Annotated in this window: 11 protein-coding genes; 6 read left to right on the forward strand and 5 right to left on the reverse strand. The window is 66.1% G+C overall.

Going from position 1 to position 14,809, the window contains the following annotated elements; translation table 11 throughout:
- Positions 1 to 50 precede the first annotated feature (50 nt).
- Complete coding sequence (locus tag VSR72_RS19805; RefSeq protein ID WP_342954042.1) at positions 51 to 821, forward strand: enoyl-CoA hydratase; 771 nt, start codon at positions 51 to 53, stop codon at positions 819 to 821.
- Positions 822 to 833: 12 nt separating this feature from the next.
- Here VSR72_RS19805 and fdhD read toward each other — a convergent pair whose 3' ends face one another.
- Positions 834 to 1,691 (reverse strand): formate dehydrogenase accessory sulfurtransferase FdhD, encoded by an 858-nt coding sequence (fdhD, locus tag VSR72_RS19810; protein WP_342954043.1) that lies wholly within the window; start codon positions 1,689 to 1,691, stop codon positions 834 to 836.
- 136 nt (positions 1,692 to 1,827) lie between these two features.
- Here fdhD and VSR72_RS19815 point away from each other — a divergent pair, with 136 nt between their 5' ends.
- Together VSR72_RS19815 and VSR72_RS19820 are read left to right on the forward strand one after the other, a co-directional pair.
- Complete coding sequence (locus VSR72_RS19815) at positions 1,828 to 2,310, forward strand: nitrate reductase associated protein (RefSeq protein ID WP_342954044.1); 483 nt, start codon at positions 1,828 to 1,830, stop codon at positions 2,308 to 2,310.
- Between the two features lie 250 nt (positions 2,311 to 2,560).
- Positions 2,561 to 6,166: an EAL domain-containing protein gene (locus VSR72_RS19820; RefSeq protein WP_342954045.1), complete on the forward strand. Its 3,606-nt coding sequence runs from the start codon at positions 2,561 to 2,563 to the stop codon at positions 6,164 to 6,166.
- A 42-nt stretch (positions 6,167 to 6,208) separates the two neighbouring features.
- On the opposite strand, the gene VSR72_RS19825 is transcribed toward VSR72_RS19820, so the two are convergent.
- Entirely contained in the window at positions 6,209 to 6,604 is a 396-nt protein-coding gene (locus tag VSR72_RS19825) for an acyl-CoA thioesterase (protein ID WP_028206008.1), read from the reverse strand.
- A 277-nt stretch (positions 6,605 to 6,881) separates the two neighbouring features.
- Between VSR72_RS19825 and VSR72_RS19830 the strand changes: the two genes are divergently transcribed.
- Complete coding sequence (locus VSR72_RS19830) at positions 6,882 to 8,804, forward strand: ABC transporter ATP-binding protein/permease (RefSeq protein WP_342954175.1); 1,923 nt, start codon at positions 6,882 to 6,884, stop codon at positions 8,802 to 8,804.
- A 55-nt stretch (positions 8,805 to 8,859) separates the two neighbouring features.
- On the opposite strand, the gene murU is transcribed toward VSR72_RS19830, so the two are convergent.
- The 3 genes from murU to VSR72_RS19845 all read right to left on the reverse strand — a co-directional run bounded on the left by murU (position 8,860) and on the right by VSR72_RS19845 (position 11,023).
- Positions 8,860 to 9,570, reverse strand: a complete 711-nt coding sequence (murU, locus tag VSR72_RS19835) for an N-acetylmuramate alpha-1-phosphate uridylyltransferase MurU (RefSeq protein WP_342954176.1) — start codon at positions 9,568 to 9,570, stop codon at positions 8,860 to 8,862.
- A gap of 62 nt (positions 9,571 to 9,632) precedes the next feature.
- Positions 9,633 to 10,706: a phosphotransferase gene (locus VSR72_RS19840; RefSeq protein ID WP_342954046.1), complete on the reverse strand. Its 1,074-nt coding sequence runs from the start codon at positions 10,704 to 10,706 to the stop codon at positions 9,633 to 9,635.
- A 17-nt stretch (positions 10,707 to 10,723) separates the two neighbouring features.
- Positions 10,724 to 11,023 carry a hypothetical protein gene (locus VSR72_RS19845; RefSeq protein WP_167337692.1) on the reverse strand — a complete coding sequence of 100 codons (300 nt, stop codon included), beginning with the start codon at positions 11,021 to 11,023 and terminating at the stop codon, positions 10,724 to 10,726.
- Here VSR72_RS19845 and VSR72_RS19850 point away from each other — a divergent pair.
- Positions 10,953 to 13,337 (forward strand): LPS-assembly protein LptD, encoded by a 2,385-nt coding sequence (locus tag VSR72_RS19850; RefSeq protein WP_342954047.1) that lies wholly within the window; start codon positions 10,953 to 10,955, stop codon positions 13,335 to 13,337. The genes VSR72_RS19845 and VSR72_RS19850 overlap by 71 nt on opposite strands.
- A 99-nt stretch (positions 13,338 to 13,436) precedes the next feature.
- Positions 13,437 to 14,795 carry a peptidylprolyl isomerase gene (locus VSR72_RS19855; protein WP_342954048.1) on the forward strand — a complete coding sequence of 453 codons (1,359 nt, stop codon included), beginning with the start codon at positions 13,437 to 13,439 and terminating at the stop codon, positions 14,793 to 14,795.
- Positions 14,796 to 14,809 lie beyond the last annotated feature (14 nt).

A 14,809-nucleotide genomic window follows, 5' to 3' on the forward strand; every position in this document is an offset into this window, starting at 1 on the left:
GGTTTGCGGACCGTTTTTCGTATCAGACTCTGTTCTGAGGAGACATTCGTATGAGCAACGAAATCCTGGTAGCGCGCGAAAATGGCGTGCTCGCGATCACCATCGACCGGCCCGCGCGCAAGAACGCGCTCACGCCCTCGATGTATCAGGCGATGGCCGACGCGCTCAACGGCGCGAACGAGGACGCCTCGGTACGCGCCGTGCTGATGCGCGGCCACGCCGAAATCTTCACGGCCGGCAACGACATCGAAGATTTCCTGAAGAGCCCGCCTGCCGGCGCCGATTCGCCCGTGATCCGCTTTCTCGACGCCATCTCGACGTTCGAGAAGCCGATCGTCGCGGCCGTGAAGGGGCCGGCGATCGGCGTGGGCACGACGCTGCTGCTGCACTGCGACATCGTCTACGCTGCCGACAATGCGCGCTTCGCCGTGCCATTCGCTTCGCTCGGGCTGTGCCCGGAAGCGGCTTCGTCGTTCTTGCTGCCGCGCATTGCGGGGTATCAGGGCGCGGCGGAAAAGCTGCTCCTCGGCGAGGCTTTCGACGCGGCGGAAGCGCATCGCATGGGCTTCGTGAACCGCGTGCTGCCGGCCGCCGAACTCGACGCATTCGTCGCCGGGCAACTGGCGAAGCTCGTGGCGCTGCCCGCGTCATCGCTGCGCGTGACGAAGTCGCTCATGAAGCACGCGAGCGATCACGAGATCAAGACGCGCATGAGCGAAGAGTTCGTGCACTTCGGCAAGATGCTGCTCGCGCCTGAAGCGCGCGAAGCGTTCACGGCCTTCCTCGAAAAGCGCAAGCCGGATTTCCGGCAGTTCGATTAAGCCAGTGGTACTTCAGGCCGTTTCGTAATCGACATACCCGGACTCGCGGCAAAAGCTCACGAGCCGCAGTCCGGCGCGTTTCGCGATGGCGATGGCGAGCGAAGAGGGCGCTGAGATCGTCGCGACCATCGGAATACTCACGCGCGCGGCCTTGCGGACCAGTTCGTAGCTCGCGCGGCTCGAGAGGAAGACGAAGCCTTGCTGCGTGTCGGCGCGCTCCATCACGAGCTGGCCGATGAGCTTGTCGAGTGCGTTATGGCGGCCCACGTCCTCGAAGGCGCGCAGGATCGCGCCGTTTTCATCGCACCATGCGGCCGCGTGCAGACCGCCGGTGAGCTGCGTGAGCGCCTGATGCTGCGGCAGTTCGCGTGCGGCGCGCGCGATGGCGTCCGGTGCCATGCGCGCCACGAAGCCGGTGTCGGGCACCTGTTCGGGCTCGAGATCGAGCAGGTCGATGCTCTCGATGCCACATACGCCGCAACCGCTGCGCCCCGCAAGTGCGCGGCGCTTTTCCTTGAGTTCGGCGAACGCCTGCTGGATCACGGTCAAGTGGACTTCGGCGTGCGGCAGATCCGCCTCATCGTGCCAATAAACCTCGATGTCCTGAATGTCGGCATTGCGCCCGACAATGCCTTCAGAGATCGCGAAGCCCACGGCGAACGCTTCGAGGTCGCGCGGCGTGCACATCATGACAGCGTGCGAAATGCCGTTGAAGACGAGCGCGACGGGCCATTCCTGACCCACGTGGTCCTCGCGCGTTTCCACGGCGCCGCCGCGGTGCCGGTGCACGCGCAACTCGATGGCGCCGGGCTGGCCTTCGGTTTCCAGGGGATTCGTCGCCGGAATCTGCGTGTGGGTTGTGGTGTTCATTGGCGTCGTCAAGCGAAAAACTCCATCAGTCCTTGTGCGGCGCGGTACCGCGGGCCCGCCGGGGACGGCGGCGCCGCGCCGCGCGCGGAAGGTTCTAAAATACCTCAAGCGGGCCGCCCGCGCTGAGGATACCGTCATGGCATTGAACGAAGCTCCGCTGCTTTTCCGGTTCGAGGTCGACTCGTCGGAAAACCTCACCTATATCCCGATGTGCGTGCGCTTCAACCTGGATCGCTTTGGTCTGCGGATTTCTCTCGCGCAATGGCAATTGCTGCCCTATGAGGACCGCCGGCTGCTGGCGTGTTTCCCCGTGGACGAAGACACGCAGATCGAGCCCAATTTTGACCATGCGCTCTTCGAGATGATGCGCACGCACGCGAACGTCGAGCCCGAATGGTTCGCGCCCGAAGAAGCGCCGGCCTGGCGCAACGTGAACGCGGTGCCGGGCGGTATTGCGCTTCAGTCGGAGCTTGCCAGCCTGCAAGCGCCGGGCGTCGAAGACTGGGCGCAGCTCGACCCGTTCCAGCGCTACGTGCTGGCGAAGCTCGCGCGCAAACCCGAGAGCAACCACGACTTCGCGCCGGCGATGCAGGAGTTCGGGCTGGCGGTGCCGCGATAACTTTCACCCGCTGCCTTCCACCGCTCTTGACCGCCGCGATTCAAAGCCGATCCATACCCGATTCCCGCTAACCGCGGCTGCCTCGCGCGCCGCGGCGCGTCTATTTCCGCGTCTTGCTCCACATTTACCCTCAAGAGAAGGCTTGCCGTGCCGTTATTTCGGGTTGGCGCGTCAGGCGCCGACCGGTCGCGCACAGTCGTGACCCATCATCCCGCGCTCGCGGCGCGGGCGCGAACGACGCTCGGCATTCATGAACCTTCTCTTTTCGAAGCGCCAACTCATCAATCTGGCCGTCGTTGCGGCGGCTGTGGGCGCGAACGCTTTCGTCGCCTGGACGCAGATCGACGGTCAGCGCCAGATCGACCAGCGCGCTGGCCAGGCCGCGACGATCCGGCACGACCTCGACCGCTATCGCGATGCCCTTGGCAGCGGCGTGCGCGCGCTGGGCCGCTTCGCGGCGCAAGGCCAGCCGGAGTCGGCCGCCGCGCATGAGGCGCGTACCGCCATGCTCGAGGAGACCGCCCGCGCGCTGCGCGTGGAGCTGGCCGGCAACGCCGACCTCGCAACTCGCTTCGATGCGTTGGCGGGGCAGGCCAGCGCGATTGCGAACGAGATCGACATGACGCTTGCGCGCGCCGAGCAACGCGTTGCCGACGAGAGCGGGCAGGTTGCCGTGGCGGCGGGCGCAAGCGGGCCCGTGGCTGCTCAGCCTGTGCCGGCTGACGGTGCGCCCAGCCAGGGCGGCCAGGCCAGCCAGGAGTTCGGCACGGCAATGCCCGCGAACGCCGCGCGTTCGCCCGCCGCGCCGTGGGGAGCCCGCGACGCGCTCGCCCGCAACGGTGCTGCCGCTGTGAACACGCAGGCGGTCCAAACCGGAAGCGCCGCCGACGCGCGCATGGCCGGTCATGTCGTGACCGGCACGATCTTGCCGCTGCACGCCGCGCAGGATGCGGCGGCGAGCGCCGTGACGCTGGATACGCTCATGGCGGCGCCGATCGGTGCAAACGGGGCGGCGAACATTGCCCCGAACCCCATCACAGCGAGCGCCGCGCTTACCGACCCGGCAACGCCTTCGACCGCTGCAGCGGCCGCCGCAGTGTCCGCAACTAGCGGCGCAACGTCGTCGCCCGCCACTGCCGCGTGGCTCGCCGGCGAATACATCCGCATTGACAGCCTCGTGGACCAGCTCGACGCAAGGCTCGCGGGGCTGCAACGCGCGGAGGATCTGGCGCTGGCCGCCGCACTCGCCGACTCGGCGCGCTCGGGCGGCCGCGCCCTGTTGCTGCTGATCGTAACGATGCTCGCGGGCGCGACGCTCCTCATCTACACGTTCGGCGCGCGCGAGAGCGCCGCCCGCGAGAAGCTGCGCGCCGTGAGCGGCATGCGCCTGCGCAGCGAGCGCTTTCAGGGGCTGTTCGACGCGCATCCGGTGCCGATGTACGTGTTCGACCGCGAGACGCTGCGCTTTCTCGCCGTGAACACCGCAGCGATCCAGCAGTACGGCTACAGCGAGGAAGAGTTCCTCACGATGACGATCCGCGACATCCGTCCGGCCGAGGACGTCTCGCGGCTCGAGCAACATCTCACGCGCTCGGACATGCTCACGCAGAACGTGCGCATGATGGCCGGCATCTGGCACCATCGTCGCCGCGACGGCTCGATCATCAGCGCCGACATCTCGCATCACTCGCTCACCTTCCTCGGCCGCGACGCCGTGTTCGTGCTCGCCGACGACGTCACCGAGCAGATCAAGGCCGAAGCGGAGGCGCAGCGCTCGAACCAGATGCTCGAGTCGGTGATCGACAACATTCCGCAGCGCATCTTCTGGAAGGACGCGCAATCGCGCTATCTCGGCTGCAACATGACCTTTGCGCGCGACGCGGGCCTGTCGTACCCCGAGCAGATCATCGGCAAGTCCGACGACGACCTGCCGTGGCGCGCCTACGCCGGCGAGATGCGTGAGCAGGACCGCGAGGTGATCGAGTCGGGCCTGCCACGCATCAATTTCGAGGACGACCACACGATCGACGGCCTGCACCGCACGACGCTCACGAGCAAGCTGCCGATGCTCGACGGCGACGGCCGCGTGATCGGCGTGCTCGGCTCGTACTCGGACACCACCGAAAGCAAGCGCGCCGACCTCGCGCTGCGCCTGCAAAGCCGCGCGCTCGACGCGTGCGTGAACGCCATTCTGATCACTGCGCCGGGCCCCGGCGGCAGCAATCTGATCGAGTACGCGAATCCGGCGTTTCGCCGCATCACGGGCTTCGATCCGGCCGAGGTGATCGGCCAGGACTGCCGCCTCCTGCAGCGCGACGACCGCGATCAGGACGGCCTCATCGCGGTGCGCAAGGCGCTGCTTTCCAATCGCGAAGTGAGCGCGGTGCTGCGCAACTACCGCAAGGACGGCGCGCTCTTCTGGAACCAGCTGCTGATCGCGCCGGTGCCCGATCTCGACGGCCGCATCACGCATCACATCGGCATCATCAACGACGTGACCGAGCTGATCCGCTACCAGGAGCAGCTCGAATACCAGGCGAACTACGACAGCCTCACGCTGCTGCCCAACCGCAACCTGCTGCGAGACCGGCTCCAGCACGCGCTGCTCGCGGCGCAGCGGCACGAAACGGGCGTGGCCGTGGTGTTCATCGACCTCGACGGCTTCAAGAACGTCAACGACAGTCTCGGCCACAGCGTGGGCGACCGTCTGCTGGGCGTGGTGGCCGAACGTCTCCAGCGCTGCACGCGCACGACCGACACGGTTGCGCGCCACGGCGGCGACGAGTTCGTCATCGTGCTCACCGACACCATCGACGAGAAGTCGCTGATCGGCTGGATGGAGCGGGCGCGAGCACTGATCTCGGAGCCGGTATGGATCGACGGCACCGAGCTGTACGTGGGCTGCAGCATGGGCGCGAGCGTCTTCCCGCAGGACGGCAACGACGCCGAGACCTTGATGAAGAAGGCCGACGTCGCGATGTACCGCGCGAAGGACATGGGCCGCAACACGTTCCAGTTCTTCCAGCCCGAAATGAACGCGAACGTGGGCGCGCGCCTGAATCTCGAGCGGCGCCTGCGTCGTGCGCTGCGCGACAGCGAGTTCCTGCTGCACTACCAGCCGCAGGTGGAGATCGAGGGCGGGCGCATCGTCGGCATGGAGGCGCTCGTGCGCTGGCGCGACCCGGAGGTTGGGCTCGTCTCGCCTGCCCAGTTCATTCCCGTGGCGGAGGAAAGCGGCCTGATCGGTCCGCTCTCCGACTGGGTGCTGCGCGAGGCCTGCCAGCAGAACCGTGCGTGGCAGCTAGCGGGGCTGCCGCCCGTGCGCGTTTCCGTGAACTTCTCGGCGAAGACGTTCCATCAGCGCGACATCGCGCAAATGGTGAAGGACGTGCTGCAGGAAACCGGGCTGGAAGCCTGCTGGCTCGAAATCGAGCTGACCGAGAGCACGCTCATGCGCAATGCCGAAGAGGCCGTGTCGATGTTGAACGAACTGCACGCGCTGGGCATCGGCATTGCCATCGACGACTTCGGCACCGGCTATTCGAGCCTGAGCTACCTGAAGCGCCTGCCTGTGGACCGGCTCAAGATCGACCGCTCGTTCGTGGCCGATATCGGCACGAGCAGCGACGACGAAACGATCACGGCGGCCATCATCGCGCTTGCGCACGAACTGCAGTTGCAGGTGATCGCGGAAGGGGTGGAGACGTCGGCGCAATTCGCCTTCTTGCGCGAGCGCGCATGCGACGAGTTGCAGGGTTACTTCTTCGCGCCGCCGCTACCCGGCGACGAGGCCGCGGCGCTCTTGCGCGCGAGCGCTTCGTACGAGGAAACGCCGGGGCTGGCCTGGACGGTTTGAGCCGGCGCAAGGGCCGGGCTCACGGTTACGTTCGCTGCGGTGTCATTCGATCGGCGGCAACTGGCGTGGGCGGCGGTCCGCGCCGGTCGCGACATAGGTGAGCGTGGCTTCCGTCACCTTGACCACTTCCTCCTGGAGGCGCATACGCTGCGCGTACACCTCGACCTCGACGGTCACCGAGGTGTTGCCGGTCTTGACGATGTCGGCGTAGAAACTCAGCAGATCGCCTACGAACACCGGTTGCTTGAACACGAAGGAGTTCACCGCGACGGTCGCAACGCGTCCGTTGGCGCGGCGGCTCGCCGGAATCGAGCCGGCAATGTCGACCTGCGCCATGATCCAGCCGCCGAAGACGTCGCCGTGAACGTTGGCGTCCGAGGGCTGCGGCACGACGCGCAGCGCTGGCGATTTTTGGGGGAGCGGGAAGGAGTCGGTCATCGGGCTTCCATGAAAAGGGATCGAACGGCGGAGGGCGCTACGGCGCGGGTTTGGGGGTGCCCAGCGGCGCGCGCCGCCTTCTGCGACAATACGTTGATCAGGAATTGTACGGGAAAGCATAAGGTGCGGCGGTCGGCTCGATTAGAGCCCTTCACCTTTGCGAAACCCGTCGCCGATAACCCCACATGACACGTCGTGCCGCTTGCGCCGCGCCAGCTTCCGGTCTCCGAACCGGCCTTCGCGCGCCGCATCGCACATGCATCCTGCTGCCCGCCCCATGCGCCGCTTTCCCGCTTCCAACGAACCCGCTCTGCCCGCCACCGGGCCGCGCAACGACTGGCAGACGATCGTTTCGCTGCTGCCTTACCTCACCGCCTACAAATGGCGCGTGGCGTTCGCGCTCACCTGCCTGATCGGCGCGAAGGTGGCCAACCTCGGCGTGCCGATCGTGATGAAGCACATCGTCGATAACCTCGCCTCGGTACGCCATCTCGAGGCGCTCGGCCGCGCGGAGCACGCGCCGGGCATCGTGCTCGCGGGCGGCATCGGGCTGCTCGTGGTGGCCTACGCCGTGGTGCGTCTCTCGACGTCGCTTTTCACCGAACTGCGCGAGATCCTCTTTTCGAAGGTGACCGAGAGCGCCGTGCGTCAGCTCGCGCTCAAGGTGTTCCGCCATCTGCACGCGCTCTCGCTGCGCTTTCACCTCGAACGGCAGACGGGCGGCATGTCGCGCGACATCGAGCGCGGCACGCGCGGCATCACGCAGCTCATTTCGTACTCGCTCTACAGCATCCTGCCGACGCTCGTGGAAGTGGGCCTCGTGCTCGGCTTTTTCGTGGTGAAGTACGAGGCGTACTACGCGATCGTGACGCTCATCGCGCTCGTTGCGTACATCGTCTTCACGGTGAAGGTGACCGAGTGGCGCACGCATTACCGCCGCACGATGAACGAGCTCGATTCGCGCGCGAACGCGCGGGCAATCGATTCGCTCATCAACTACGAGACCGTGAAGTACTTCGGCAACGAAGAGTGGGAAACGACGCGCTACGACGAGAATCTGCGTCGCTACCGCAAGGCTGCGATCAAGTCGCAGCACTCGCTTTCCGCACTCAACTTCGGGCAGCAGGCGATCATCGGCACGGGGCTCGTGTTCATCCTCTGGCGCGCCACGCAAGGCGTGATGGCGGGGCGGCTCACGCTCGGCGACCTCGTGCTCATCAACACCTTCATGCTGCAGCTTTACATTCCGCTGAATTTTCTCGGCGTGGTGTATCGGGAGCTCAAGCAAAGCCTCACCGACATGGACCGCATGTTCACGCTGCTCACCGTCGAGCGCGAAGTCGCCGATGTGCCAGGCGCGCAGGCGCTCGCGGTGCGCGGCGGCGAGGTGCGCTTCTCGCACGTGAACTTCGCGTATGAGCCGTCGCGGCAGATTCTGCACGACTTGAGCTTCACGATTGCGGCGGGCACGACCACGGCGGTGGTCGGGCATAGCGGTTCGGGCAAGTCCACGCTCGCGCGGCTTTTGTTCCGCTTCTACGATCTCGACCGCACCGATCCTGGTAAAAGTGGCGGAGCGATCACCATCGACGGCCAGGATATCCGCGACGTGACGCAGGACTCGCTGCGCGCCTCGATCGGCATCGTGCCGCAGGATACGGTGCTGTTCAACGACTCGATCTACTACAACATCGCTTATGGGCGGCCCACGGCGAGCCGCGAGGAAGTGATCGCGGCGGCGCGTGCGGCGCACATTCACGCGTTCATCGAGAGTCTGCCCAAGGGCTACGACACGCCCGTGGGCGAGCGCGGCCTCAAGCTTTCGGGCGGCGAGAAGCAGCGCGTGGCGATCGCGCGCACGCTGCTCAAGAATCCGCCGATCCTGCTGTTCGACGAGGCGACGTCAGCGCTCGATTCGCGCTCGGAGCGCGCCATCCAGCACGAACTCGACCAGATCGCGCGCGAGCGCACGACACTCGTGATCGCGCACCGGCTCTCGACCGTCGTGCACGCGCAGCAGATCATCGTGTTGGATCACGGGCGCATCGTCGAGCGCGGCACGCATGCGGAACTGCTGCACGCGGGCGGACACTATGCGCAGATGTGGGCGCTTCAGCAGCAGAAGGCTGGCGAGGCGCCTCGGTCGCAAGAGGGCCAACTGCGAGGGCAACTGGAGTTGCCGGCGGCGGGTGGAAACTGATGCGCGCGCACAGCGCGCCGGCATTTGCTCGGCGCGCGGTGTCGCATTGCGGGTTTCAGCTTTGGTGCGCGTGGGTCGGATTGCGCAGCGCGGCGTCGAGCGCTTCGAGCTGCGCGGGCGTGCCGACGTTTTCCCATACGCCTTCGTATAGCTCGCCGCTCACGCGTCCTTGCGCGATGGACTCGCGATAGTACGGCGTGAGTGCGCGCTTCGTGCCGGGCGCGAGATCGCGGAACATGCGCGTGTCATAGAGGCCGATATTGCCGAACGTGTAGCGCGGCGCGCCTTCGAGCGCGAGGCGGCCGTCGTCGTTCAGCGCGAAGTCGCCCTTCGGATGAAACGGCGGGTTCGGCACCATCACGAGATGCATGCCCGGCAGCGCCTGCGCCGCCAGCGCTTGCGCGGGCGCGTTCAGGCGCGCGAAATCGTAGGCGCTGTAGACATCGCCGCTCACCGCGAGGAATACCTCGGGTGTGCCGTTCGACTCGATGAGCGGCAGCGCCTGCGCAATGCCGCCCGCCGTTTCGAGCGCGTCGGGCTCGGGCGAGTAGTGAAGCGTCACGCCGAAGCGCGCGCCGTCGCCGAGCGCGGCTTCGATCTGCGCGCCGAGCCAGGCGTGATTGATGACGATGCGCGTATAGCCCGCCGCGGCGAGCCGCTCGATCTGCCATACGGCGAGCGGCTTGCCGCCTACGGCGAGAAGCGGCTTCGGGCAGGTGTCGGTAAGCGGACGCATGCGCTCGCCGCGTCCGGCGGCGAAGATCATGGCGGTGCGGCCGTGGCGCGCCTCGGCCCGCGCGTGATTCGATTGGGTCATGACGGCCCGCTTCAGAAGGTGTAAGCGACTTCGACGGCGCTGCCCTGCAGGTCGTCGATGAGCCGCGCGAACGGCACGAGCGGGCGGTAGCGGTGCGCGACCTTGCTCGCGTAGCCGAGAAAGCGCGGCAGATCGGCCATGTAATGCGGTTTGGCGTCGCGATAATTGATGCGGCAGAAGAGGCCCAGCACCTTGATGTGACGCTGCAGGCCCATCCACTCGAGCTGGCGGTAAAACTCGCCGAAGTCCGCGTCGACCGGCAGGCCCGCCTTTTTTGCTCGCTCCCAGTAGTGCGCGAAGCAGTCGAGCTCGAACTCCTCGTCCCAGCTCAGGAACGCGTCGCGCAGCAGCGAGACGACGTCGTAGGTGATCGGGCCGTACACCGCGTCCTGGAAGTCGAGCACGCCGGGGTTGGGCGTGGCGATCATCAGATTGCGGGGCATGAAGTCGCGCAGCATGAAGGTCTGCGGTTGCGTACGCGCGCTCGAAACAAGCAGGGCGAAGGTGCGATCCAGCACGCCGCGCGTGGCTTCGTCCACCTTGCGGCCGAGATGCCGCTCCAGATACCACTCGGGCATCAGCTCCATTTCGCGGCGCAAGAAGGCTTCGTCGAAGTCTGGCAGCACGCCGGGCCGCGAGCTGAGCTGCCAGCGGATCAGCGCGTCGATGGCGTCGCGCATCAGCTCGCGCGAGCGCGCGCCGGGGCCCGCTTCCTGCAGTGTTTTCAGGTAGGGCGCGGTGCCGAGATCGGTCACGAGCATGAAGCCCGCGTCGAAATCGGTTTCGAGCACGCGCGGCACGTGGACGCCCGCCGCCTCGAGCAACTGCGCGATCTGGGCGAACTCGCGGCTTTTTTCGGGCGGCGGGGCGTCGACGGCGATCAGCGTCGCGCCGTGCGCGCCTGCGCTCTCGAGGCGGAAATAGCGCCGAAAGCTCGCGTCGGCCGAGGCTGGGGCAAGCGTTGCGAGGTCGAGGGCGTACTGCTTGGCGTGGCCGCCGAGCCACGCGGCGAGCAGGTCGCGGCGGCTGTCGGCAAGAGTAGCGGCAGGGGAAGCGGCGGGAGAATGCGCGGCGGATAAGGTCATGAAAGCCAGAGGCAAAATCAGTGGATCAACGTCTTGCCATATAATACCCCACGACTTTTTTGACGCGACTCGCGCCAAAGCCCGCATGACGGTTCGCTCGCCGCATTCATCGTCGCTCCAGGGTTCGATGAATTGTAATTAATTGTTTGCAGCCCGGCCTCGATCCGGTTCATCGGGAGGCGGGTGCCCAGGCGGGCCACCATCATGGAGAGGGCAGGCGGCCGGGCCGATTCGCCAAAACCATACATGCCGCCCAGACAGTTTTTCCAGACGATCTCCCCTAGTGACGACGGCGTGCCGGGCAAGCGGCGGCTCATCGCGGCACTCCTGGCCGTACCGGGTCTGGTGCCCGCGCTCGCGCACGCCCAGCTCGCGGGCGCAGCCGCGCAACCCGAACAGCTGGACGGCCCGTGGAGCCTGCGCATCGCGCCGCAGCTCGAGGATCACCCCAACGCGTCGGGCCAGCACCCGGGAACCTTCGTGCTCGGCGATTCGACGACCGGCACGGTCGACACCGACCTCGCGGTGAGAGGCGCGGCAGAACTGCGCCAGGGTACGAACGTGGTGAAGGGCGACGCCCTGCACTACGACCAGGACACCGACATGGCCAATGCCTACGGCAATGTCGTGGTCGTGCAGAACGGCACGACGTTCACGGGGCCCGAGGCGCATTTGAAGGTCGAGGCGAACGAGGGCTTCATGCCCGCGCCGAAGTACCACTTCACGCTCACGGGCGGCTCGGGCAGCGCCGCGCGCGCCGACCTGCTGGACAGCGAGCGCTCGGTGCTCACCACCGGCACCTACACCGCGTGCCACTGCTCGACCAATCCGGCGTGGTACATCAAGGGCAGCGAGTTCGATTTCGACACCGGCAGCGACGAAGGCGTCGCGCACAACGCCGTGCTGTTCTTCCAGGATGTGCCGATCTTCGCGAGCCCGTGGCTGTCGTTCCCGCTTTCGGGCGACCGGCGCAGCGGCCTGTTGCCGCCGACGTTCTCGGTCAGCTCGACGAACGGCTACGAAATCTCGCTGCCGTATTACTTCAACATCGCGCCGAACCGCGACTTCACGTTCACGCCCGAGATCATCTCGAAGCGCGGCGTGTTCCTGCAGGGCAACTACCGGTATCTCTCGACGAATTACTCGGGATCGATCACCGGGACGTTCCTGCCGGACGACGCGATCACGAAGACGAACCGCTATGCGCTGTTCATCCAGCACAACCAGAACTTCGGCAACGGGTTCGGCGGCTACGTCTATTACAACAAGGTCTCGGACAACACCTATCCGTCGGACCTGTCGTCGCCGGCCAACCAGTTCCTGAACGGCACACAGACGCTGTACCAGCAGGAAGCCGGCCTCACGTACAACAACGGACCGTGGTCCGTGCTCGGGCGCTACCAGCACTGGCAGGCGGTCGAATCGTCGACGCCGCCGTATGGCCGCGAGCCGCAGTTGAACGTGAAGTACGCGAAGTACAACGTAGGCGGCTTCGACTACGGCATGGAAGCCGACTATTCGCGCTTCCGCCTGAATGAAGCCGATGCGACCGAAGGCGACCGCGTCGTCTTCAATCCGTACCTGTCGTATTCGTTGATGGGGCCGGGTTACTTTGTCACGCCGAAGGTGCAGTGGCACTTTGCGTCGTACAACCTGAGCAACATCGGTTCGCCGACCTCGACCTTCGGTTCGCCTGTCGGCACGCCGAAGAGCTTCACCGAATCGATCCCGACCTTCAGCTTCGACACAGGCCTCGTGTTCGACCGCTCGGTCCACCTGTTCGGCCAGGATTACATCCAGACGCTGGAGCCGCGCCTGTACTACGTGTACACGCCGTATCACAACCAGCAGTTCGCGCCCCTTTTCGACACCGCCGAGTCGGACTTCGGCCTCGCGGAAATCTTTACGCCGAACACCTTCGTCGGTAACGACCGCATCGCCGACGCGAACCGCATTACGGCCGCGCTCACCACGCGCTTCATCGACCCGGCTTCGGGCGACGAGCGCGCGCGCTTCGTGATCGCGCAGCAGTATTACTTCCAGGACCAGCGCGTCACGCTGAACTCGGGCGAAAGCACGAGCCAGGCGACGCATTCGGACCTGATTGCGGGCGCCGCCCTGAAAATCGGGGCCGGTTTCGCTTCGGAAACGGCGTTCCAATATAATGCCGACAACAACCAGCTCACGAAGGCGAGCATCGGCTTCGGGTACAGCCCGGGAACGAGCCGCGTGCTGAACGTGGCCTACCGCTACACGCGCGCGAACACCACGCTCGACTTCCAGCCGATCAACCAGGTTCTGATCTCGGCTCAATGGCCGTTCTCGCACCGGGTGTACGCCGTGGGCCGCTTCAACTACGATCTGAACGGTCATCGGATCGTCGACGGCCTGGTCGGCATGCAGTACGACGCCGACTGCTGGGTGCTCGGGGTCGGCCTGCAGCGTTACGCGAACGGGCTCAATACGTCGGGCACGCCGAATTCGTCAACGCGGTTTCTCGCGCAGCTTACGCTCAAGGGACTGTCGAACGTCGACAACGGGCTGGTGGCGGCGTTCAGGACCGCAGTGCCGGGGTATACGCAGCTGCCGGCTCAGTCGCCGCCGGATTCGCGCTTCACTGATTATCAATAACGCGTGATCCGGAGCGCAATGCGCCTCGGGGCAACGCGGTGTCGGTTGCATAGAGACGGGCGAAGCGTGCCCGCCAACATTGGAGTATCTGTGGGAATCATGAAAAAGCTTCGCCTGGCAGCGTACGCTGCGAGTCTCTTCGCCGTCGCAGGCGTGTTGCCGGCCGCGCCGGCGCAAGCTCAAGGTCTCCCGGCTGGCAATGGCCAGACGGTCGACACGATCGCCGCAGTCGTCAATGACGGCGTGATCACGCAGCGCGAGCTCGACAGCCGCGCCGAAATGATTGCTCACCGGCTGCAGCAGCAAAACGCACCGGTTCCGCCCGAGGAGCAGTTGCGCGCGCAGGTGCTCAACCAGATGGTGCTCGAGCGCATTCAGCTCCAGAAGGCCAAGGAAGACGGCATCACCGTCGACGACGCCGCCGTGCAGCGCACGGTCGAGCGTCTCGCCCAGGCCAACGGCATGGATCTCGCCACCTATCGCGCGCGCATCGAGGCAGCGGGCGTGCCCTGGACCACGTTCATGCGCGACGCGCGCACCGAACTCACGCTCTCGAAGCTGCGCGAGAAGGAAGTGGACAGCAAGGTCACGGTGTCCGACGCCGAAGTCGCGAACTACATCGCGAGCCAGCGCGGACCGAACGCAGGGCAGTCGAGCGACCTGCACTTCCAGCACATCTTCATCAAGGCGCCGCTGAACGCCTCGGAAACCGACATCGAAGCTGCGCAGGCGAAGGCCAACGCGCTGCTCAAGGAAGCGCAGTCGGGCAGCAAGTTCGAGAGCCTCGCGAAGTCGAACTCGCAGGCGAGCGACGCAAGCAAGGGCGGCGACATGGGCTTCCTGGCGCAGTCGAAGCTGCCGCCCGAGTTCGTGACCGCCGCTTCCACGCTGCGTCCGGGCGAGGTGAATCCCACGGTGATCCGCACCAACGACGGCTTCGAGATCGTGCGCCTCGTCGAACGCCGCCAGGGCCAGGGCACCGCCGCCGACGCGCCCAAGCTCGTGCAAACGCACGTGCGCCACATCCTGCTGCGCGTGGGCGACGGCATGTCCGAGCCGCAGGCACGCCAGAAGCTGCTCGAAATTCGCCAGGAAATCGGGGCGGGCGGCGACTTCGCCAAGTTCGCGCGCACCTATTCGCAGGACGGCTCGGCTTCGCAGGGCGGCGACCTCGGCTGGATCAGCCCGGGGGAAACCGTGCCTGAATTCGAGCGCGCCATGAACACGCTGCAGGACGGTCAGTTGAGCGAGCCGGTACGCACCGAGTACGGCTACCACCTGATCCAGGTGCTGGGCCGCCGCGACGCAGAAGGCTCGATCGCGCAGCAAATGGAGCTCGCGCGCCAGGCCATCGGCCAGCGCAAGGCCGAGCAGGCCTACGCCGACTGGCTGCGCCAACTGCGTGACAGCGCCTACGTCAATTACAAGATCGCGGGCATGACGCCGCCGCACAACTAAGCAGTCAGCCAGGG

This window comes from Paraburkholderia sp. JHI869, from assembly GCF_038900775.1.
Classification (GTDB): domain Bacteria; phylum Pseudomonadota; class Gammaproteobacteria; order Burkholderiales; family Burkholderiaceae; genus Paraburkholderia.

Bases quoted from the DNA above. Each gene is read 5' to 3' on its own strand.
- VSR72_RS19805 (WP_342954042.1), top strand. From the start codon at position 51: ATGAGCAACGAAATCCTGGTAGCGCGCGAAAATGGCGTGCTCGCGATC.
- fdhD (WP_342954043.1), bottom strand. From the start codon at position 1,691: ATGAACACCACAACCCACACGCAGATTCCGGCGACGAATCCCCTGGAA.
- VSR72_RS19815 (WP_342954044.1), top strand. From the start codon at position 1,828: ATGGCATTGAACGAAGCTCCGCTGCTTTTCCGGTTCGAGGTCGACTCG.
- VSR72_RS19820 (WP_342954045.1), top strand. From the start codon at position 2,561: ATGAACCTTCTCTTTTCGAAGCGCCAACTCATCAATCTGGCCGTCGTT.
- VSR72_RS19825 (WP_028206008.1), bottom strand. From the start codon at position 6,604: ATGACCGACTCCTTCCCGCTCCCCCAAAAATCGCCAGCGCTGCGCGTC.
- VSR72_RS19830 (WP_342954175.1), top strand. From the start codon at position 6,882: ATGCGCCGCTTTCCCGCTTCCAACGAACCCGCTCTGCCCGCCACCGGG.
- murU (WP_342954176.1), bottom strand. From the start codon at position 9,570: ATGATCTTCGCCGCCGGACGCGGCGAGCGCATGCGTCCGCTTACCGAC.
- VSR72_RS19840 (WP_342954046.1), bottom strand. From the start codon at position 10,706: ATGACCTTATCCGCCGCGCATTCTCCCGCCGCTTCCCCTGCCGCTACT.
- VSR72_RS19850 (WP_342954047.1), top strand. From the start codon at position 10,953: ATGCCGCCCAGACAGTTTTTCCAGACGATCTCCCCTAGTGACGACGGC.
- VSR72_RS19845 (WP_167337692.1), bottom strand. From the start codon at position 11,023: ATGAGCCGCCGCTTGCCCGGCACGCCGTCGTCACTAGGGGAGATCGTC.
- VSR72_RS19855 (WP_342954048.1), top strand. From the start codon at position 13,437: ATGAAAAAGCTTCGCCTGGCAGCGTACGCTGCGAGTCTCTTCGCCGTC.